The 19591-nt window shown below is 73.8% G+C and carries 11 protein-coding genes; 8 read left to right on the forward strand and 3 right to left on the reverse strand.

The genetic code is table 11. The features are described 5' to 3' along the window. Positions 1 to 3: 3 nt before the first annotated feature. On the reverse strand, positions 4 to 1449 hold the full coding sequence (locus ACF08B_RS35275; RefSeq protein ID WP_392321166.1) for an FAD-binding protein: 1446 nt from the start codon (positions 1447 to 1449) through the stop codon (positions 4 to 6). A 374-nt stretch (positions 1450 to 1823) separates the two neighbouring features. On the opposite strand from ACF08B_RS35275, the gene asnB reads away from it, so the two are divergent. From asnB to ACF08B_RS35295, 4 genes are read left to right on the forward strand one after another with little or no spacing between them, the layout of a single operon-like run. Beyond that, entirely contained in the window at positions 1824 to 3683 is a 1860-nt protein-coding gene (gene asnB, locus ACF08B_RS35280) for an asparagine synthase (glutamine-hydrolyzing) (protein WP_392321119.1), read from the forward strand. Between the two features lie 52 nt (positions 3684 to 3735). Next, positions 3736 to 5574 carry an amino acid adenylation domain-containing protein gene (locus ACF08B_RS35285; RefSeq protein WP_392321120.1) on the forward strand — a complete coding sequence of 613 codons (1839 nt, stop codon included), beginning with the start codon at positions 3736 to 3738 and terminating at the stop codon, positions 5572 to 5574. Between the two features lie 9 nt (positions 5575 to 5583). After that, positions 5584 to 7701 (forward strand): condensation domain-containing protein, encoded by a 2118-nt coding sequence (locus ACF08B_RS35290; RefSeq protein ID WP_392321121.1) that lies wholly within the window; start codon positions 5584 to 5586, stop codon positions 7699 to 7701. After that, positions 7698 to 8453, forward strand: a complete 756-nt coding sequence (locus ACF08B_RS35295) for an aspartate/glutamate racemase family protein (protein ID WP_392321122.1) — start codon at positions 7698 to 7700, stop codon at positions 8451 to 8453. Before ACF08B_RS35290 ends, ACF08B_RS35295 begins: the two co-directional genes overlap by 4 nt. A 57-nt stretch (positions 8454 to 8510) precedes the next feature. Here the strand turns inward: ACF08B_RS35295 and ACF08B_RS35300 are convergent, their stop codons facing one another. Both ACF08B_RS35300 and ACF08B_RS35305 read right to left on the reverse strand, forming a co-directional pair. After that, positions 8511 to 9857, reverse strand: coding sequence for an extracellular solute-binding protein (locus ACF08B_RS35300; protein ID WP_392321123.1), 1347 nt, complete (start codon positions 9855 to 9857; stop codon positions 8511 to 8513). Between the two features lie 75 nt (positions 9858 to 9932). Next, positions 9933 to 12161, reverse strand: coding sequence for a molybdopterin-dependent oxidoreductase (locus ACF08B_RS35305; protein ID WP_392321124.1), 2229 nt, complete (start codon positions 12159 to 12161; stop codon positions 9933 to 9935). Between the two features lie 292 nt (positions 12162 to 12453). Here ACF08B_RS35305 and ACF08B_RS35310 point away from each other — a divergent pair, with 292 nt between their 5' ends. From ACF08B_RS35310 to cmdF, 4 genes are all read left to right on the forward strand, one after another. Continuing rightward, complete coding sequence (locus ACF08B_RS35310; protein WP_392321125.1) at positions 12454 to 13692, forward strand: acyl-CoA dehydrogenase family protein; 1239 nt, start codon at positions 12454 to 12456, stop codon at positions 13690 to 13692. Between the two features lie 134 nt (positions 13693 to 13826). Further along, positions 13827 to 15278, forward strand: a complete 1452-nt coding sequence (locus tag ACF08B_RS35315) for an FAD-dependent oxidoreductase (protein ID WP_392321126.1) — start codon at positions 13827 to 13829, stop codon at positions 15276 to 15278. A 27-nt stretch (positions 15279 to 15305) separates the two neighbouring features. After that, positions 15306 to 17882: an AMP-binding protein gene (locus tag ACF08B_RS35320; protein WP_392321127.1), complete on the forward strand. Its 2577-nt coding sequence runs from the start codon at positions 15306 to 15308 to the stop codon at positions 17880 to 17882. Between the two features lie 78 nt (positions 17883 to 17960). After that, positions 17961 to 19580, forward strand: a complete 1620-nt coding sequence (gene cmdF, locus ACF08B_RS35325) for a tyrosine 2,3-aminomutase (protein WP_392321167.1) — start codon at positions 17961 to 17963, stop codon at positions 19578 to 19580. The last annotated feature ends 11 nt before the right edge of the window (positions 19581 to 19591 follow it).

A 19591-nucleotide genomic window follows, 5' to 3' on the forward strand; every position in this document is an offset into this window, starting at 1 on the left:
CCGTCAGTCGGGCAGCCGGACGGACAGCGTGTGCCGGAAGACGTCCCGCGGGTCGTAGGCCCGCTTCACCTGCTGCAGACGCGGATAGTTGTCCTTGAAGTAGAGGGTGTGCCAGGGCACTCCGGAGGTGTTCCACTCGGGGTCGGCCAGGTCGGTGTCGGCGTAGTTGACGTACGAGCCGTCGTTGGCCTCGTCCGGCACCGGCACCCCTCCGGTGGCCGCGTACACGTCGCGGTACATCTCGCGCACCCGCCGGATGTTCGTCTCGTCCTCGGTCTCGGAGCCCCACACCGCCATGTAGGCGGCCTTGAGGACCGAGTCGCGCTGGGCGGCCGCGGTGGCGTCCGGGGCGACGGCGTTCACCCGGCCCCCGTAGCCGATGAGGATGAGCTGGACCGGGCTCTGCTCACCGGTCGTCAGGTGGCGGTACAGCGTGGCCGTCTGCTCCTCGGAGTAGCCCTTGCGCAGGTACGCGGCCTTGATCTTGATCCGGCGGGTGAACGCGTCGCCCGGATCTCCCCAGCCCGGGTACGCGGAGACGTACAGCCAGGGCCGGACCTGCTGGGAGACGAACAGGGGCGCGGCGTCCACGCCCGCCGTGATCTCGTCGAAGAAGGCGGTCATCAGCTTCTCGGCGTCCGGGGTGGCGTCGTCCATGTGGGCGCCGACGGTCAGCCCGAAGCCGGAGCGGTGCGTGCCGTGGAAGAAGCCGGCCAGCGCCGCGTACGGCGAGTCGGGGTCGCTGTTGCGCTCGAACCAGGACCCGAAGTTCCGCTGCAGGACGGCGAACGCCTCGGGTGTCATCGTCTCCCAGGACCACACCGCCATCCCGCTGCGCCAGCCGGTCGGGGCCTTCGGCAGCAGTGCGGCCGGCTCGTCGCCGTCCGCGCCCGGGGAGCGCATCCAGTAGCGCGTCACCACGCCGAAGGTGCCGCCTCCGCCGCCGGTGTGCGCCCACCACAGCTCGCGGTGCGGGTCGTCCTCCTCGCGGGTGGCGACGACCGCGCGGGCCGTGCCGTCCTCGTCCACGACGACGACCTCCACGGCGTAGAGGTAGTCGACGACGGCACCGAGGCTGCGCGAGAGCGGCCCGTAGCCGCCGCCGACGATGTGCCCCCCGACTCCGACCTCCGGGCACTCGCCGGCGGGTATCGTCACGCCCCAGCCCTTGAACAGCACCCGGTAGACGTGGCCGAGCGTGGCGCCCGCCTCGACGGCGAAGGCGCGCCGTCCGGCGTCGTACCGGACGTCGGTCATCTCGGACATGTCGAGGAGGACCTCGACGCCGTTGGTGTTGAGGTCCTCGAAGCCGTGCCCGCCGCTGCGGACGGAGATCCGTCGGCCCGCTGCCACGGCCTCGGTCACCGCGGCCACCACCTGCTCGGTCGTGGTCACCACGCGCACGTACTCCGGCCGCCCGGGGAACCGGTGGTTCGTGCCGAGCACCATGCTCGCGTAGCGCGGATCGTCCGCGGTGATCGTGGCAGCGGCGAAGGGGGGGTTGTCCGTCTCGGTCACGTCGTTCCTCCAGGGGGGCGGGCGGCCACCCGACGCCTCGGCCGGGTCGGCACAGGGGCCGGCACCAGCCTGAACGAGCCGTGATCCGGATGTCTTCTCCCGCCGTGCGCTTCACCGGGCGGCCGTCGTTCTTCCAGATTGCTGAAGGCCCCGGCATGGGCCGGATTGGCTTGTGGCTCCCGCTCGGGCGCGTGTTACCTGGTGCGGAGAGTCCGTGAGCAGGCGCGGGTCGCCGGCCGGTCCCTCCTTCCCGTTCCCGCCACTTTGTCCCGTGCCCGGCCCGTCCGACGAAGGAGGTTCCGTCCATGTGCGGCATAGCCGGGGCCATGGCCCTGCGCGACGGTGCGGAGGTCGACGCCCACGTCCTCGACCGCATGACGACGACGCTGCTGCACCGGGGGCCCGACGCGGCCGGCTCGTTCCTGCGCGACGGGGTCGGGCTCGGCTTCCGCCGGCTCGGCATCAACGATCTCGCCGGCGGGAACCAGCCGATGTCCAGCGAGGACGGCTCCGTCGTCATGGTCTGCAACGGCGAGATCTTCAACCACCGCCGGCTGCGGGCCGAACTCGTCGCGAAGGGACACCGTTTCCGTACCGACTGCGACGTCGAGGTGCTCGTCCACCTCTACGAGGAGGAGGGCACCGGGCTGCTCGACCGGCTCAACGGCCAGTTCGCCTTCGCGATCTACGACCGGCCGCGGCGCCGCCTGTTCCTCGCCCGCGACCACGCCGGCATCCTGCCCCTGCACTACGCCACCACCCGGGACCACTTCGTCTTCGGCTCCGAGGCCAAGGCGGTGCTGGAACACCCCGGCGTCGGGCGCGCGGTGGACCTGACCGGCCTCGACCAGGTGCTCACCTTCCCCGGCCTGGTCAGTCCGCGCACCATGTTCCGGGGCATCAGCGCCGTGCGCCCCGGCCACTACCTGATCGTCCAGGACGGCGCCGTACGGGAGACGAGGTACTGGGACCTCGACTACCCGCCCGCGGGCGAGCGCGAGACGCGCCCCGACGACTCCTACGCCGAGCAGCTGCGCGAGCTGCTGACCGAGGCCGTACGGCTCAGGCTGAGCGCCGACGTACCGGTCGGCTTCTATCTCAGCGGCGGGCTCGACTCCTCGCTGATCGCCGGGCTCGTCGGCGAACTCGCCCCACCCGCCGACTCGTTCTCCGTCACCTTCCCCGACGCCCGCATCGACGAGTCCGGCTACCAGCGCCTGATGGCGCAGAAGGCCGGCTCGCGCCACCACGAGATCGGGTTCACCACCGACGACATCGTCGACGGACTCGGCCGGATGGTGCTGCACGCCGAGACACCGGTGAAGGAGACCTACAACACCTGCTCCCTGGCGCTGGCCCGGCGGGTCCGCGAGAGCGGAACCACCGTGGTCCTCACCGGAGAGGGCGCCGACGAACTGTTCGGCGGCTACGTCGGATACCGCTTCGACCGCCTCGGGCGGGGCGGCGGCTCCGGCGACGCCCTGGCCGACGCGCTGGAGGACGACGTGCGGCGGCGGCTGTGGGGCGACCCCGGCATCTTCTACGAACGCCCCTACCACGCCTGGCACGAGGCCAAGCTCGGGCTGTACTCGGAGGCGGTCCGCGAGACCTTCCGGGAGGTCGACTGCCTGCGCCGGGCGCCGGTGGACCACGGCCGGCTGGCCGGCCGCGACCCCCTCGACCAGCGTTCCTACCTCGACTTCCGGCTGCGGTTGTCCGACCACCTGCTCGCCGACCACGGCGACCGGATGGCGATGGCCCATTCCGTCGAGGCCCGCTACCCGTTCCTCGACCGCGCGGTGATGGAGTTCGCCACGCGTGTGCCGGCCCACCTCAAGGTCCACCCCCTCGGCGAGAAGTACGTGGTGCGGCAGGCCGCCCAGGGCCTGGTGCCGCCGGAGATCATCGACCGCGAGAAGTTCGGGTTCCGCGCGCCCGGCAGCCCGGCGCTGCTGCGCGCGGGCATCGAGTGGATCGACGACATGCTCTCCCCCGCCCGGATCAGGCGGCAGGGCTACTTCGACCCGGCGGCCGTGGAACGGCTCCGGACCCGCTACACGGGCGAGGGCTTCGAGCTCCACCCCCACTACGGCGACGACCTGCTGCTCACCGTCCTGACCTTCGGCATCCTCCTGGACACCTTCTCCCTGCCGGACCACGGATGACCGGCCGTCCGGCCCGCCCGACGGGAGCGCCGGGACCGAGAAAGGAAACACGATGACGTTCGAAGCCATTCACGACCTGGTGGGGAGGACGATCGAGCGGTTCCCGGACCACGTCGCCGTCGAGACCCCCGAAGGCCGTCTCACCTACGCCGAACTGGACGCCCGTGCCGCCCACGTGGCCCGTGCCCTCACCGCCGAGGGCGCCGCCCCGGGCGCCTTCGTGCCCGTCCTGGCCGAGGACCGCCGCGACCTGGCCGCGGCCGTCCTCGGCGTGCTGCGGGCCGGCGGCGTGGTCGTGCCGATGGACCTCACCGCGCCGCAGTCCCGGCTGCGGGCGGCGCTCCTCGACATCGCGCCCGAATGGGCCGTCGTCGGCTCGCCCGCAAATCCGGCCGCGCTCCGGGCGCTGGCCGAAGCGGCGCCCGCCGCCCGGACCGTGACCGCCGGCCCGTCGGCCGCCGTCGCACGGCGGGAGGAGCACCGCGGCGGCCCTGACGATCCGGCCTACGTGTTCTTCACCTCCGGCACCACGGGCCGCCCCAAGGGCATCGTCGGCCGGCTCGGCTCGATCGCCCCGTACATCCGGTGGGAGACCGGGCTGCTGGGCGTCGAGCCGGGCTGGCGGGTCAGCCAGCTGGTCTCGCCCTCCTTCGACGCCGTACTGCGCGACCTGTTCGTCCCGCTGACCACGGGCGGCACGCTCGTCGTCCCGCCGCCCGGGACCCTGCTCGACCCGGCGGCCCTGGCGCGCTGGACCGACGAGGAGCGGATCGACCTGGTGCACACCGTCCCCTCGCTCTTCCGCGGACTGATCCGCGCCGCGGCCGCCGGCGGCCACGGCCTCGGGGCGCTGCGCTGGGTGGCCCTGTCCGGCGAGCGGCTCGCACCGGCGGACGCCGAGGCCCTCTTCGGGCACTACGGCGACCGGATCGGGCTGCTCAACCTGTACGGGCCGTCGGAGACGACGATGACCAAGACGTTCCACGTGGTCACGCGCGCCGACCTGGCCCGCCCGTCGATCCCCGTCGGCCGGCCGGTACCGGACGCGGAGGTACTGCTCGTCGACGAGCGGGGCGGCCTCGCGGAGCCCGGCGCGGTCGGCGAGATCCACCTGCGCACCCCGCACCGCACGCTGGGCTACCACCGGCGCCCCGAGGAGACCGCCCGGGTCTTCGTGCCCCACCCCGTCACCGGCGACCCGGCCGACCCCGTCTACCGCACCGGTGACTACGGCCGTCTGCTCGACGACGGCAGCCTGGAGTTCCTCGGCCGCAAGGACCACCAGGTCAAGATCGGTGGTGTGCGGGTCGAACTGGAGGGCGTCGAGAGCGTGCTGCGCGCCCACCCGGACGTCGCCGACGCGGCCGTGGCCGTCGGCGAGGGCGACGGCGCCACCCGCCTGCACGCCTTCCTGGAGCTGCGCGAGCCGGACCGGGAGGGCACCCTGCCCGAGGGTCTGGAGCCGCGGCTGCGCGCCTTCCTGCGCGAGCGGTTGCCCGACAGCGCCGTGCCGGCGTCGTTCGTCCCGCTGGCCGAACTGCCCCGCACCCTCAGCGGCAAGACCGACCGACGGGCCCTGCCCGCGCCGTCCCCGTCCAACGCGCGGCCTACCGGCGGCGAGCCGCCGCGCACCGCGACCGAGCTGACCGTGGCCGGCCTGTGGCAGGAGGTCCTGCCCGGCTCCGCGGCAGGCCGCGACGACGACTTCTTCGCCACGGGCGGCACCTCGTTGCTCGTGGTTGATCTCCTCAGCCGGGTGAACCGGACGTTCGGCGTCACCGTGGCGCTGCGGGACTTCCTGCTGTCGCCGACGGTGGCGACCCTCGCCGCGGCGGTCGAGACGGCACTGCTGGCGACCGACGCCCCGCTCGACGACCTCTTCGCGATCTAGGGACCGCCGATGACCATGCACCTCGCCCAGCCGGCCACCGCCCCCGCTGCCGGCACCGACGCCGACGCCGATGCCGCGGAACGGGCCTGCGCCCGCTGCGGCATCAGCGGCCGCTACCCGGGCATCACCTTCGACGCCACCGGGGTCTGCGACCTGTGCACCTCCTACGCACGGCACCGGGCGGAGATCGACGCCTACTTCGGCGACGTCGACCAGTTCGTGGCACTCGTCCGCTCCCGGGCCGAGGCCCGCGGTTCGGCCTACGACTGCCTGCTGCTCTACAGCGGTGGCAAGGACAGCTCCTACGTCCTGTACCGGCTGATCGAACTCGGCCTGCGGGTGCGGACCTTCACCTTCGACAACGGCTTCATCTCCAGGACCGCCCTGCGCAACGTGGAGACGATCACCGCCGAGCTCGGCATCGAGCACGTGACCGCGACGCACGCCGACCAGAACGAGGTGTTCCTGCGCAGCCTGCAGCAGCACAAGAGCGTCTGCAACGGCTGCTTCCGCTCACTGCTGGACCTGAGCACCCAGCACGCCCACGACCTCGGGATCCCGACCATCGTGACGGGTCTGTCGCGCGGCCAGATCATGGACGAGCGGCTGTCCTGGTTCCACCGGCACGGCATCTTCGACCCGGCGGAGATCGAGCCGCGGCTGAAGGAGGGCCGGCGCGTCTACCACGAGTCCGGCGGGACCCTCGGCGCCGAGGTCGTCGACTCCGTCGAGGTCGTCGACTACTACCGGTACTCCGACGTCACCAAGGACGGCATCCGCGCACTGCTGCACGCCCGCTCCGACCTGTGGGCGCAGCCCGGCGACACCGGGTTCTGCAGCTCCAACTGCATGATCAACGACGCGGGTGTCCTGGTGCACACCCGCGAGCGCGGCTTCCACAACTACGAGGCGCCCACCCGGTGGGAGGTACGCCTGGGGCACCTGGAGCGGACAGAGGCCGACGACGAGCTGCGCACTCCGGCCGCGACACCGCGCGTGCGCAAGATGCTGCTCCAGATCGGCTATCCCCTGCCTGCGGAGGGTGCCGCCCGTCGGCCGGCCGAGTCGCCGACGGCGGAGCGGACCACGCCCGCGCCCGCCGCCCGGACCGCCCGCCGCGTGCCGCTGACCCCGGCCCAGCGGCAGGCCCTCGACCGTGCCGGCACCGCCCCCGCCGCCTCCGCCCGGGCCCTGCTGCTGGAGCCGCGGGAACCCGGGAACGGCGCCCTCGCCCGCCGGTCGGCCCTGCGGCTGATGCTGCACCACGAGGCGCTGCGGCTGCGGTTCGCCGAACGCGACGGCGTGTGGGAGCAGTACGACGCCGGCGTGGGCGGCGCCCCGTCGGTGCTGCGCCTGGATCTGTCCGGCCGCGACGCCCCGGCGCAGGCGGAGCTGATGCGCACGGCCGTGGAGCGGCTGCGCTCCCGCCTCGACCTCACCGACGGCCCGCTGTGGCAGCTCGCCCTGGTCGAACGCGGTCCGCTGCCCGCCCGGCTGCTGCTCGTCGTCCACGAACTGCTGGCCGACACCGCCTCCTGGCGGGTCCTGCTGCGCGATCTGTCCGCCCTGTGGGCTGGCGGTGGCGAGGCGACGCTGGCACCGGCGGGTGCCTTCCTCACGGGGGCCGCGGCCGGTGCACCCGTGCCCCCCGCCGGGCTGGCCGCCGCGAGCCGGACGGCCGAGGGGACGCCGGTGCGCCGCTCCGTGGCCTGCGGTCCGCCCGTGCCGACATCCCGGGTGGCCGAGGCGCTGACAGCGGTCCTCGCGGACCTCGGCGACGCGCCCGGCGTCGAGGTCCTCGACCACACCGCCGGGGACGAAGCCGCCGGCATGGGGCGCCGGAACCCGGCTCAGGGGCCCGCGTCCGACGCGCCGGTGCTGATCCGCTACGAGCACTTCGGCGACCTCGGCGGCCTGCTGCCCGCCGGCGCCCCCTTCACGGTCGTCGATGCCGAGGAGGCCGACTTCACCGTCCTGCCCGGCACCGGAGCAGACGTCGTGAGCGTGCACGGCGTGGTGCGCCGCGGAGAGCTGTATCTGGACTGGTGGTGTCCGCCGGCCGGGCACCGCCGGCTGCTGGCCGCCGGTGTGCCGGAGCGGGTGGCCCGCCGGCTCACGGCACCATGACCGCGTCGGCGCCGGCCCCCGGCGGGACGCTCGGTGTCCTCGGCGGGATGGGCCCGGCGGCGACGGCGGAGTTCCTGCGCCTGCTCGCCGCCCGGGTGCCGGCCGCCGACGACCAGCACCACCCCCGCATCGTGATGCTGTCGGACCCGTCGGTACCCGACCGGTCCACGGCGCTGACGGCGGGCAGCGACGCACCGCTGCCCGCGCTGCGCGAGGGGCTGGCGACCCTGGTCCGCTGGGGTGCCGACCTGCTGGCGGTGCCGTGCAACACCGCGCACGTGTACATCGACCGGATCCGCGCCGAACTGCCGGTCCCCCTGGTCCACATCGTCGACGCGACGCTGCGGGCGGCCATGGCCCTCAGCCCCGAGGGAGGGTGGCTCGCCGCCACGACGGGAACCGTGGCCAGCGGCCTCTATCAGCGGCGGGCGGCCGAACTCGGTTACCGCCTGCTGGTGCCGGGGCCCGCGGCGCAGGCGTCGATCCACCGTGCGGCCGTGCTCGTCAAAGCGGGCCGGACGGGCCAGGCCGGGCAGCTGCTCGCCTCGGCCCTGCGCCCGCTGTGGCGCCGGCAGCAGCTTCCGGTGGTGGCGGCCTGCACGGAACTCCCGCTCGCCTACGCCGCCGCCGCGCTGCCGGCCGAGGCGATGGTCTCCAGCCTGGACGCCCTGGCCGTCGCCTGCGTGGACGGCCTGTACGCTGCGCCGGCGCCGGGTGCCGCGTCCGGGCCGGAGCTGCTGGCGGCGGCGTAGCGGGACGGTCCGCCCGGGCATACGGGGGCCCGGCCGGACGCCCCCCTTGACCGGCCGTCAGATGCGGACGGTGAGGCAGTCCGGAGTCTTCGGGCCGGTGCCCAGGGCGTACGCGTTGTAGTCGTCGAGGTGCCCCTGGGCCACGGCGGCCGCCTCGGCGAGGCGGGTGTCCACGTCGGCTTCCCGGGCCAGGATGTCCTCCATGGCCTCCATGAACGGGATCTGGACGGCGTGGAACGCGCCCAGCACCGCTCCGTGCGCCTCGGGCGGCCCGGTGCGCAGTTCGAGCTGCTCGCCGGTGGCCCGGTGGTGCGGGTGCAGGTCGAACCAGCCCTCCTCCTCCAGCAGGGCGATGCAGCCGTACGTCGCCGGTGCGGAGCCGCTGGCCCGGTGCCAGGCGGCCGCGGCACGGGGGCTGTTGAGGTACTGCATGAAGGCCAGCGCGCCGTCGCGGGCCGCGTCGTCCAGACCGTCGGCGAGCCACAGCGAGTCCCCGCCGATCCAGTTTCCGGCGCACGGCACGGCCCCGTTGCGCGGCAGGACTCCGACCTCGATGTCGAAGCCGGCCTCGGCCGCCGCCCGCACCATGTAGTTGGCGTCGAAGGAGGAGCTGAACCGCAGGGCGACCTCCTCGGCGGCGAAGGACCGGAAGGTGCCGGCCCAGTCCTCGAGGACGCCGGTGTGCAGGTAGTGGCCGGCCCGGTGCAGGTCGCGCCACCACCGCACGTACGCCTTGACCGCGTCCGAGGTGAGGTCGAGGGTGGTGGCCCGCCCGTGCCGTCCGTTGCCGGCGTCGGTGAGCAGCGCCCCCTGCTGGGCGACGGCGTGCTGGAGGAACTTGCCGTCGACGGGCCAGGCGATGGCGTGGCCGGGTCCGTCGTCGAGCCGGGCGACGGCCTCGCACGCGGCCGTCGTCTCCTGCCACGTGCGGGGTGCGGCCGTGACGCCGGCCCGCCCGAGGAGCGAGGTGTTGGCGTAGAGGAGCATCGTCGACAGGGTCAGCGGCATGGTCGCGAAGTCGCCGTCGACGGTGTAGTACTCGCGGACACCGGGGAGGAAGTCGTCCAGGACGACCGGCTCGCCGAGGATCTCCGTCCGCCCGGCGACGGCCTTCTCCACGGAGACGAACAGTGGCCTGCCGTCCCGGTCCCGGGCGTCACGGGCCAGCTGGGAGGCTCCCGCGTAGTAGGTGGCGATCGCGGGCGCCCTGCCCTCGGCGGCGGCACGGGCGACCGCCTCGGGCAGCTCCTGGTAGGAGAAGCCACGGATCTCGATCCGGTGGCCCGGGTGGGCCTTCTCGAACTCCCGGGCGCGCTCCCGGATCGGCTCCAGGAAGTCGGGGAACGGGAACTCGGACAGCCAGGCCTCGATGACGACCTCGTCGTCCGGGGTTCCGGGGTGCATGGGTCCTCCAGTCGCAAGAGCGGGACGGAACAGGGGGTACGGCGGTGGGCGCCGGGCGGAGAGCGGCGGGGCGCGTCAGGCCGTGACCACCGGGAGCAGTGCCCTTTGCGGGGCGACCGCCTCCTCGGGCGGGGCCGGGGCGGGCGCCACCACGACGGAGGCGCCGTTGAAGACGGCGTTGCCCGACGGCGCGTCGATCACGGAGTCGTCGGTGAGGGCGTTGGCGTTGACGCCGGGGTGCCGCGCGGCGGTGCGCTGGGCCGACCCGGCGTGTCCCCAGCCGTGGGGCAGGCTGACGACGCCGGGCATGATGCGGTCGTTGGGTTCCACGGCGACGACCAGGTCGCCGGTGGCCGAGGTGACCCGGGCATGGGTGCCGAGTCCCAGGCGCGTGACGTCGTCGGGGTGGATGTGCAGGGTGCAGCGGTTGCTGCCGCCCATCAGCGGCGCGACGTTGTGCAGCCAGCTGTTGTTGGAGCGCAGTTGCCGCCGGCCGATGAGCAGCATCGCCGGGGCCGGCGCGGCCAGCCGTTCCCGCAGCCGGGCGATCTCGCCGTCCAGCTCGGCGGGGGCGAGCCGGACGAGCCCGGATTCGGTGCTGAGCACCTCGGGCAGGCGCGGCTGGAGCGGGCCGAGGTCGATCCCGTGAGGGTGGTCGCGCAGGTCGGCCAGCGACAGCCCGTACGGGCCGAGGCGCAGCATCGCGTCGAGCATCAGTTCGGGGCCGCTGTCGCCGTCGAGCAGTGCGCGCGCGTCGGCGACCTCCATGCCCTCGAACGGGGAGCCGGGGATCTGCACTCCGGCGCCGAGCAGTTCGCCGAGGACCATCTCGTCCACGAGGGAGGGGTCGGCGTCGGCCCCCTGCCCGGCGGCGATGAGGCAGAGCCGGGCCATGATCTCCGCCTCGGAGAGCTGCCCCGGCTCCAGGGGGAGGACGGGCGGCGAGAACCGGGTGTAGTTGCGCACGGTGACGGTGAGCAGGAGCAGGTCGTAGTGGGGCATCTGCAGCATGCGCGGCGGCGGCAGGATGACGTTCGCGTGCCGGGTGGTCTCGTTCAGGTAGGGGTCGACGCAGACCATGAAGTCCAGTTCGTCGAGGGCGCGCGCCAGCCGGGGCCCGTTGGGCGCGGACAGGGCGAGGTTGCCGGCCACGCAGACCAGGGCCCTGACCTGGCCCTCGCCCGGTGTCTCGATCTCGTCGGCGAGCGTGGCGACGGGGAGTTCGCCGAGCGTCTCGGGCAGCCCGCGCACCCGGCTGTGCCAGCGTCCCGAGGTGAACGGCCTCGGCCCCCAGGGCACTTCGAGGGTGGCGGGCCGGGTGAACATGACCCCGCCGGGCCGGTCGAGGTTGCCGGTGAGGGTGTTGAGGACGTCCACCAGGTACTGGGTGAGGGTGCCGAAGTCGGCGGTGCTGGTGCCCATCCGGGTGTACACGGCGGCGGTGGGGGCGGCGGCGAGGTCGCGGGCGAGCCGCACGATGGTCGCGGCGGGGACACCGGTCGGGCCCGCCACGGCCTCGGGGGTGAACGGAGCGGCGTGCGCGCGGAGTTCCGCCAGACCCTCCGTCTCGACCCGGACGGTGGCGAGGTCCTCGGCGAGCAGGGTGTGGACGAGCGCGAACAGCAGCAGGGCGTCGGTGCCCGGCCGGACGAAGACGTGCTCGTCGGCCAGGTCCGCGGTCCGGGTGCGCCGCGGGTCGACGACGACGATCCGGCCGCCGCGCGCCCGGATCGCCTTCAGGCGCCCGGGGAAGTCGGGAGCCGCGCACAGCGAGCCGTGCGACTCGGCCGGATTGGCACCGATGACCAGCAGGTGGTCGGTACGGTCCAGGTCGGGCACGGAGATCGCCATGGCGTTGCCGAACATCAGCCCGCACGAGACGTGCTTGGGCATCTGGTCGATGGTGCCGGCGCTGTAGAGGTTGGTGGTGCCCAGGGACTGCGAGAGCGGGCCGCGGTAGAAGATGCCGCCCATGGTGTGGAAGGTGGGATTGCCGAAGTAGGCGGCGACGGCCTGGCGGCCGTGGCGTTCCACGACGCCGGTGAGGCCCTCCTCGACGGCCCGGAAGGCCTCGTCCCAGGTGGCCGTGCGCCACTGGTCCCCGGTGCGGATCAGCGGTGCGCGCAGCCGGTCGGGGTCCTCGTCGATCCGGCCGAGACTGGCGCCCTTGGGGCAGACGTAACCGCGCGAGAACGGGTCGTCGGCGTCGCCGCGGACACCGGCCACCCGGCCGTCGTCGTGGAGGTCGATGCGCAGGCCGCAGACGGCATCGCAGATGGGGCAGGAGCGGTGCGCGGTTCTCAACGGAACTCCTGGATCGTCGGGTAGCGGGATCCGTCGTGTGGGGCGGATCGGGCCTGACCGGGCCGCCGCCCGACGATCTCACCGGCCCGCGCCGACCTGCATCTCCCCGCGTGCTGTCCTCGGCCGGGCCCGGTGCGCGGCGCTCCGCAATCGAGGAGATGCCCGCGTCTGCAGGCGGGTGCGACGCTGCGGGCTCAATGGCCGTGGGCCAGGGTCGTGCAGCGGCGGCCGAAGGGCACAACGTCCTGCCGCGCGGCGCGGCGTCAACCTAGGCGAAGGAAACCGCGCAGCAATGACAGTCACCGCGAGTGCTCCCGAACGGACCGCCGCCGTGCCGGTGCCCGAGCCCGGGCTGACGCCGGACATGGTCGTCTCCCGGGCCGAAGAGCTCGCCCGGGGCCTGATCGCCCGTCAGGCCGAGACCGAGCGGCGCGGCTACTACGCCGAGGACACCCATGAGGAGTTCCGCCGGGCGGGTCTGTACCGGATCCTCGTCCCGAGGCGCTACGGCGGCTACGAGTTCGGCGTCGAGACCTTCATGCGCGTGGTGGTCGCACTGTCCCGGGGCTGCCCGTCGACGGGCTGGATGTACTGCCTGGGAGCCGCCCACGCGCACGCGGTGGCGACCCTGTTCGAGGAGCGCGCGCAGGCGGAGATCTTCGCCGGAGGCGACTTCCTGTGCCCGGCCACCGTCGCCCCGACCGGCACGGCCGAGCGCACGGCCGACGGGCGGTGGCGGATCAACGGCACCTGGCGCTACTGCTCGGGATCGCCGTACGCCACGCACCTCCTCGGGCACACGCTGGTCGACGACGGTGAGGGCGATCCGCGCCCGCTGCTGTTCGTCGCCCCCCGCGAGGCGTTCACCCGGCTCGACGACTGGGGCGCCCAGCTCGGGCTCCGCGGCAGCGGCTCGCACAGCCTCAGGATCGAGGACGGGCTGGTCCCGGACCACTTCACGTTGGACACCCACCTGAGCCAGGTCGACGTCACCGACGGCACGCCCGGACGGGCACTGCACGGCAACCCCATGTACGGCGGCGGGCCGCTCAGCTTCATGATCCTCGAGGACGCCGCTCTGGCCGTGGGCATGGCCAAGGGCGCCCTGGACGCCTACGAGGAACTGATGCTCTCGCGGCAGACGCTGTTCCCACCGGTCGTGAACCGCTTCGAGGACCCCGACTTCCAGTACTGGTACGGCGAGGCGGCGGGGCTCGTGCACGCCGCCGAGACGTGCCTGCTGGGTGCCGTCCGGCAGTGGGACGACATCGCCGGGCGCGGTGACGTCACTCCGGAGCAGGAACTGCGCGTGGCCACGATCTGCCGTGAGGCGGTGCGGATGAGCTGGCGCGCGGTCGAGCGGTACCTCTTCCCGACCGCGGGATCCAGCGCGGTGCGCGACGGCGAGCGCATGGAGCGCGTCTGGCGCGACATGTCCATGCAGCAGAGTCACGCGGGGATCTCCGTCTTCCTGTTCACGGTGGCCAACCGCGAGCTCGCGCGGGCCCGTTTCGGCGTCACCGGCTGCTGATCCCGCCGGGCAGCACGCCAGGAGATGCGCTCCACCGCGGTGGGGCGCGACGATCGGCCCCTGCCCAACGATCAGCAGATTTTCTGGCAGACCCAGATTTTCACCCCTATACCGGGAAATTCGAGGAGGTACCCGTGTCGGGCGACAAGACCGGAACGCGCGCGGTGGTACTCGGCGGAAGCATCGCCGGCCTGTTCGCCGCCAGAGTGCTCGCCGACGCCTACGACGACGTGCTCATCGTGGACCGCGACGTCCTGGTCGGGGTGGAGGGCCCGCGCAAGCACTGCCCCCAGAGCCGGCACATCAACGGCCTGCTGGCCCGCGGCCAGCTCGCCATGGAGGAGATGTACCCGGGGATCACCGAGGAGATCTTCGCCGACGGCGTTCCCACCGGGGACCTCGCCGGGAATGTGCGCTGGTACTTCAACGGCAGGCGGCTCAAGCAGCAGGTGGCCGGCCTGACCTGTGTGGCCGCCAGCCGCCCCATGCTGGAGAAGCACATCCGCCGCCGTACCGGCGACCTGCCCAACGTCTCCTTCCGCGAGCAGCACGACATCCTGGGCCTCGTCACCACCGCGGACCGAAGCCGTGTCACCGGCGTCCGCGTCCAGAACCTGGCCGAGAACCACGGCGAGGAGGTCCTCGACGCCGACCTCGTGGTCGACGCGACCGGCCGCGGCTCGCGCACTCCCGTCTGGCTGGAGGAGCTCGGCTACCCGCGGGTGGTCGAGGAGCGCAAGAAGATCGGCCTCGGCTACGTGACCCAGCACTACCAGCTGCTGGAGGACCCGTACGACGGCGACCTGTCCATCAACCCGGTCGCCTCTCCCCAGCTGCCCCGCGGCGCGATCTTCACCAAGACCGACGGCGGCCGCGTGGAGCTGACCACGTACGGCCTGCTCGGCGACCACCCGCCCACCGACCAGGAGGGCCTGTACGCCTGGGTGAAGTCGCTGGCGGTCCCGGACATCTACGACGCGCTGCAGCACGCCGTCCCGCTGGACGAGCCGGTCGCCTTCCGGTTCCCGACGACGCTGCGCCGCCACTACGAGGACATGGACCGCTTCCCGCTGGGTCTGCTGGTCACCGGCGACGCGGTCACCACCTTCAACCCGGTCTACGCCCAGGGCATGACGGCCGCCGCGCTCGGCGCCCTCACCCTGCGCGACCACCTGCACACCGGCACGACGCCGATCCCGGCGCAGTACTTCCGGGACCTGGCCCGCGACGTCATCGACCCGCCCTGGGAGATGACCAACACCGTGGACCTCACCTTCCCCGGGGTCCAGGGCGAGCGCACGCCGCAGGTCAGGGCCGCGCAGGCGTTCCTCAAGCTGGTGCAGACCGCCGCCGTCCACGACGGCGGGGTGACGGCCGCCTACATGCGCGGTGCCGGTCTCGTCGACAAGCCCGAGGCCATGATGCGCCCCGCGTTCGTCGCCCGGGTGCTGTGGAACGCGGTGCGCGGCACCGTCGCGGAGAAGCTCGGCGGCCGGCAGACCACCGCCGGCCGGTCCTCCGTGGCCCCGTCCGCGCCGGCGGCGTCCGCCCCGTCCCCCGACGACACGCTCATGTCCCTGAAGTAGGACCGCGCGAGGAGGAGGGGAGTGGGTGTGACCGAGACGGCCCAGGTGATCCGGGCGTACGCCGTGACGGGCGAGCTCGACGTGCCGGCGCTGCGCGCTGCCTGGCACGAGGCCGCCGCCCGGTACCGGGTGCCGGAGGGGAGCGCCCGCTGGTTCACGGATCTCGGAGACCTCGCGGACGCCGGCCCGTGGGAGGCGGCCGAACGGCTGTGGGCGGACCCGGAGTTCCTGGTCTTCCCGGCGGGCAGCGGCCCGGCAGCCCTGCTGGCCGTCGCCCGGCCCGCGGCCGGCGGACACCTGCTGCTGCTGGCCGTGAACCGGGCGTTCGCGGCCGGCGGGCACCGCATGGCCACGCTCGTCGACGCCCTGGGGGCGGCGTACCGCGCCGCCACCGGCGCGGCCGACGACCCCGCCACGGCCCCCTTCGACTTCGGCACGTCGGCCGCCGCCGCCCTGCGGGAGCTCGCCGACCGCACGGGCTCCGCGCCCACCGACGTCCTGCTGGCCGCGTTCGCGTGCCTGGTCGGGCGGCAGCTCGGCACGGCCCGGCCGGTGTTCGCCGTCCGTACCCCGGACGGTGACCGTACGACCCGCACCGTCGACCTGTCCGGCACCCCGACCTTCCACGAGCTGGTGCGCCGTGCCGCGGCGCAGCCGGCCAAGGACCAGGAGGGCCGTGCGGACGCCGCGTTCGCCGTGGAGGGAGCGGACGAGCCGGTGCTCCGGCTGCCCGGGGCGCGGGTACGGCGTCTGCGTGCGGGCGGTGCGCTGCCCGCGGAGGCCGACCCGGTCCTCACGGTGCGCACCGGCGGCCCCGCGCTCACCGGCCTGCTGGAACACCGGCCTGCCCCCTTCGACGCCGCGGCCGCCGCCGGGCTGCGCGCTCAGCTGCGCACCCTGCTCGACGCCGCGCTGCACGACCCCTCGGCCCCGGCGGGCTCCCTCCCGCTGGAGACCGAGGAGGAGGTGCGCGCCGCGGTGCGCGCGGCCGACCTGACCGACAGCGGCGGGCCGGCCGGCCCGCCGGTGCACGAACGGGTGCGGGCGGTGGCCCGGGCGTTCCCGGACACGCCGGCCCTGCACGGGCCCGGCGGCTCGGTGACGTACCGCGAGCTGGCCGACCGGGCCGCACGCGTCACGGACGCGCTGCGCGCCCTCGGGGCCGGCGAGGGCTCCCCGGTGGCGCTGCGTCTGCCGAACGGGCCCGGCCAGGCCGCCGTCCTGCTCGGCATCCTCGGAGCGGGCGCCCACGCGGTGGGTCTCGCCCCGCACGACTCCGGCGAGCGCGTCAAGGCGGTGCTCGCCGGGCTGCGGCCGCGCTGTCTCGTCGTGACCGAGGAGCAGGCGACGGCACCGCTCGCGACCTGGTTCCGCGCCGAGCGGGGCGGAACCGTCCTGTCCCTTCCCGGCCTGCTCGCCGGCCGGCCGGCCGCCGTGGGTGCGCCCGGCGGCGCGGGCGGTCCCTCGCCGTCCTCGCCGGATACGTCCCGTGCCGCGGACGAGGCCGGCCGCTGGGCCTATGTCACGTACACCTCCGGCTCGACCGGTACGCCCAAGGGCATCCCGCAGACCCACCGGACCTTCGCCCAGCTCGTCGACTGGTTCACCGGCGAGTTCGGCATCGGCCCCGGCTCCCGGGTCGCCCAGTGGGCGCAGCCCGGTTACGACGCCGGTCTGGTCGAGGCGTTCGCGGCGCTGAGCACCGGTGCCACGCTCTGCACGGTCCCCGAGCGGATCCGCGCGCACCCGGAGAAGCTGGCCGCGTGGCTGGAGTCGGAGCGGATCACTCACTTCCAGACCGTGCCGGGCTTCGCCCGGGAACTGGCGGCCGCCCTGCGGTCGTCCGGGGCCCGGCTGCCGGAACTGCGCTGTTTCCTGCTGGCCGGCGAGCTCCTGCGGGGCGAACTGGCCGGCGCCCTGCGCGCCGCGGCCCCCGGGGCGCGGGTGGTGAATCTCTACGGCGCCACCGAGACCGTCCTCGCCACCTGGCACGAGGCCGGCCCCGGCACGGGCGACGGCGCCGTCCCGATCGGGCGTCCGATCCCAGGACGCCAGGTGCTCGTCCTCGACGCGCACGACCGTCCCTGTCCGGCGGGTGTCACCGGCCGCATCGTGGTGTGCGGCCCGTTCGTCACCCCCGGCTACCTCGGCCCCGGGCTCACCGACGACGCCTTCCGCGCCGTGGCCGGTTCCGCCGGCCCGGACATCGCCCGCTCCGGCTGCTACCGCAGCGGGGACCTGGGGCGTCGACGCTTCGACGGCCTGCTGGAGTTCCGGGGGCGCGCGGACGCCCGGGTCAAGATCCACGGTACGCGGCTCGAACTCACCGACGTGGAGGCGGCGCTCGCCGCCGATCCGTCGGTGCTCTCCAGCGCCGTGGTCGCCCGCACCCGCGCCGACGGGCTGGTCGACGGGCTGGTGGCGTACGTGGTGCCGCGCGAGGAACCGGCCGGCACACCGGCCGTGTGGCGCGCGACGCTGCGCCGCTGGTTCGGGCCGGGACTGCCCGCGGTGTCCTTCGTGACGCTTCCCCGACTCCCCCACAACCCGGGCGGAAAGGTCGACCGGCGCGCACTGGCGGATCTCGCGGCGGCCACCCGCTAGCGCCTCGCACGGCCCCGCCGTGCATCCGCCACCACCGACACACATATCCAATCCATTGATGGGGTGAATGCCGTGACCATGCTCGAAACCGATTTCTCGGTCGGCTCCGACAGGCCGAGCGTCAGCTTCGACGGCGAGAACCTGGACATCCCGGCGGTCCGCCGGGTCGCCGAGGACCTGGCCCCGGTCTCCGTGGCTCCCGAGGCGCTGGGCAAGGCGGCGAGGAGCCGTGCACAGTTCGAGAAGATCATCCACGACGGCGCCCCCGTCTACGGTGTCACGACCGGCTACGGCGAGATGATCTACATGCTGGTCGACCCGGCCAAGGAGGTGGAGCTCCAGACCAACCTGGTGCGCAGCCACAGTGCCGGCGTCGGCCCCGTCTTCGCGCAGGACGAGGCCCGTGCCGTCGTGGCCGCCCGCCTCAACGCCCTGTCCAAGGGCTATTCGGCGGTCAGGCCGGAGCTCCTCGAGCGCCTCGCCCTCTACCTCAACCTGGGCATCACCCCCGCCATCCCGGAGATCGGCTCGCTGGGCGCCAGCGGCGACCTGGCCCCGCTCTCGCACATCGCGAGCACGCTGATCGGTGAGGGGTACGTCCTGGAGGACGGCAAGCGGGTCCCGACCGGCCAGGTGCTGCGCGAGAAGGGCATCGAGCCGCTGCAGCTGCGCTTCAAGGAGGGCCTCGCCCTCATCAACGGCACCTCGGCGATGACCGGCCTCGGTTCCCTGGTCGTGGGCCGTGCCCTGGACCAGGTGCGTCAGGCCGAGATCGGCACGGCGCTGGTGCTGGAGGTACTGCGCGGATCGACCAGCCCGTTCCAGGCCGAGGGCCACGACATCGCCCGCCCGCACCAGGGCCAGATCGACACCGCCGCGAACATGCGCGCCCTGCTGCGCGGCAGCGGCCTGGTCCTCGACCACGCCGAACTGCGTGAGCAGGCCGCCGGACAGCGCGGCGGCGGCGATGTGTCGCGCACCGAGGTCTACCTGCAGAAGGCGTACACCCTGCGGGCCATCCCGCAGGTGGTCGGCGCCGTCCGCGACACCCTGTACCACGCGGTGCACAAGCTGGAGACCGAGCTGAACTCCTCCAACGACAACCCGCTGTTCTTCGACGGCAAGGAGGTCTTCCACGGAGCGAACTTCCACGGTCAGCCGATCGCCTTCGCCATGGACTTCGTGGTCCTCGCCCTGACCCAGCTCGGCGTCTTCTCGGAGCGCCGCACCAACCGCCTGCTGAACCGCCACCTCAGCGACGGCCTGCCGGAGTTCCTCGTCGCGGGCGAGCCCGGCCTCAACAGCGGCTTCGCCGGTGCCCAGTACCCGGCCACCGCGCTGGTCGCCGAGAACCGCACCATCGGCCCGGCCTCCACGCAGTCCGTGCCTTCCAACGGCGACAACCAGGACGTCGTCAGCATGGGCCTGATCGCCGCCCGCAACGCCCGCCGGGTGCTGTCGAACAACACCCGTATCCTCGCCGTCGAGTTCCTCGCCGCCGCCCAGGCGGTCGACCTCTCCGGCCGCCACGAACAGCTCAGCCCCACCGGCCGCGCCACCTACGACCGGATCCGTTCGCTGGTGCCCACCCTCGACCGCGACCGGTACATGTCCGACGACATCGAGCTGGTGGCGGCCGCGCTCTCCCGCGGGGAGTTCCTGGAGGCCGCCGAGCAGACCGGCACCGCGCTGGTCTGAGCCCTTCCCTC

It is taken from the genome of Streptomyces sp. NPDC015139 (assembly GCF_043079785.1).
Lineage (GTDB): Bacteria > Actinomycetota > Actinomycetes > Streptomycetales > Streptomycetaceae > Streptomyces > Streptomyces albidocamelliae.

Bases quoted from the DNA above. Each gene is read 5' to 3' on its own strand.
- ACF08B_RS35275 (WP_392321166.1), bottom strand. From the start codon at position 1,449: ATGGTGCTCGGCACGAACCACCGGTTCCCCGGGCGGCCGGAGTACGTG.
- asnB (WP_392321119.1), top strand. From the start codon at position 1,824: ATGTGCGGCATAGCCGGGGCCATGGCCCTGCGCGACGGTGCGGAGGTC.
- ACF08B_RS35285 (WP_392321120.1), top strand. From the start codon at position 3,736: ATGACGTTCGAAGCCATTCACGACCTGGTGGGGAGGACGATCGAGCGG.
- ACF08B_RS35290 (WP_392321121.1), top strand. From the start codon at position 5,584: ATGACCATGCACCTCGCCCAGCCGGCCACCGCCCCCGCTGCCGGCACC.
- ACF08B_RS35295 (WP_392321122.1), top strand. From the start codon at position 7,698: ATGACCGCGTCGGCGCCGGCCCCCGGCGGGACGCTCGGTGTCCTCGGC.
- ACF08B_RS35300 (WP_392321123.1), bottom strand. From the start codon at position 9,857: ATGCACCCCGGAACCCCGGACGACGAGGTCGTCATCGAGGCCTGGCTG.
- ACF08B_RS35310 (WP_392321125.1), top strand. From the start codon at position 12,454: ATGACAGTCACCGCGAGTGCTCCCGAACGGACCGCCGCCGTGCCGGTG.
- cmdF (WP_392321167.1), top strand. From the start codon at position 17,961: ATGCTCGAAACCGATTTCTCGGTCGGCTCCGACAGGCCGAGCGTCAGC.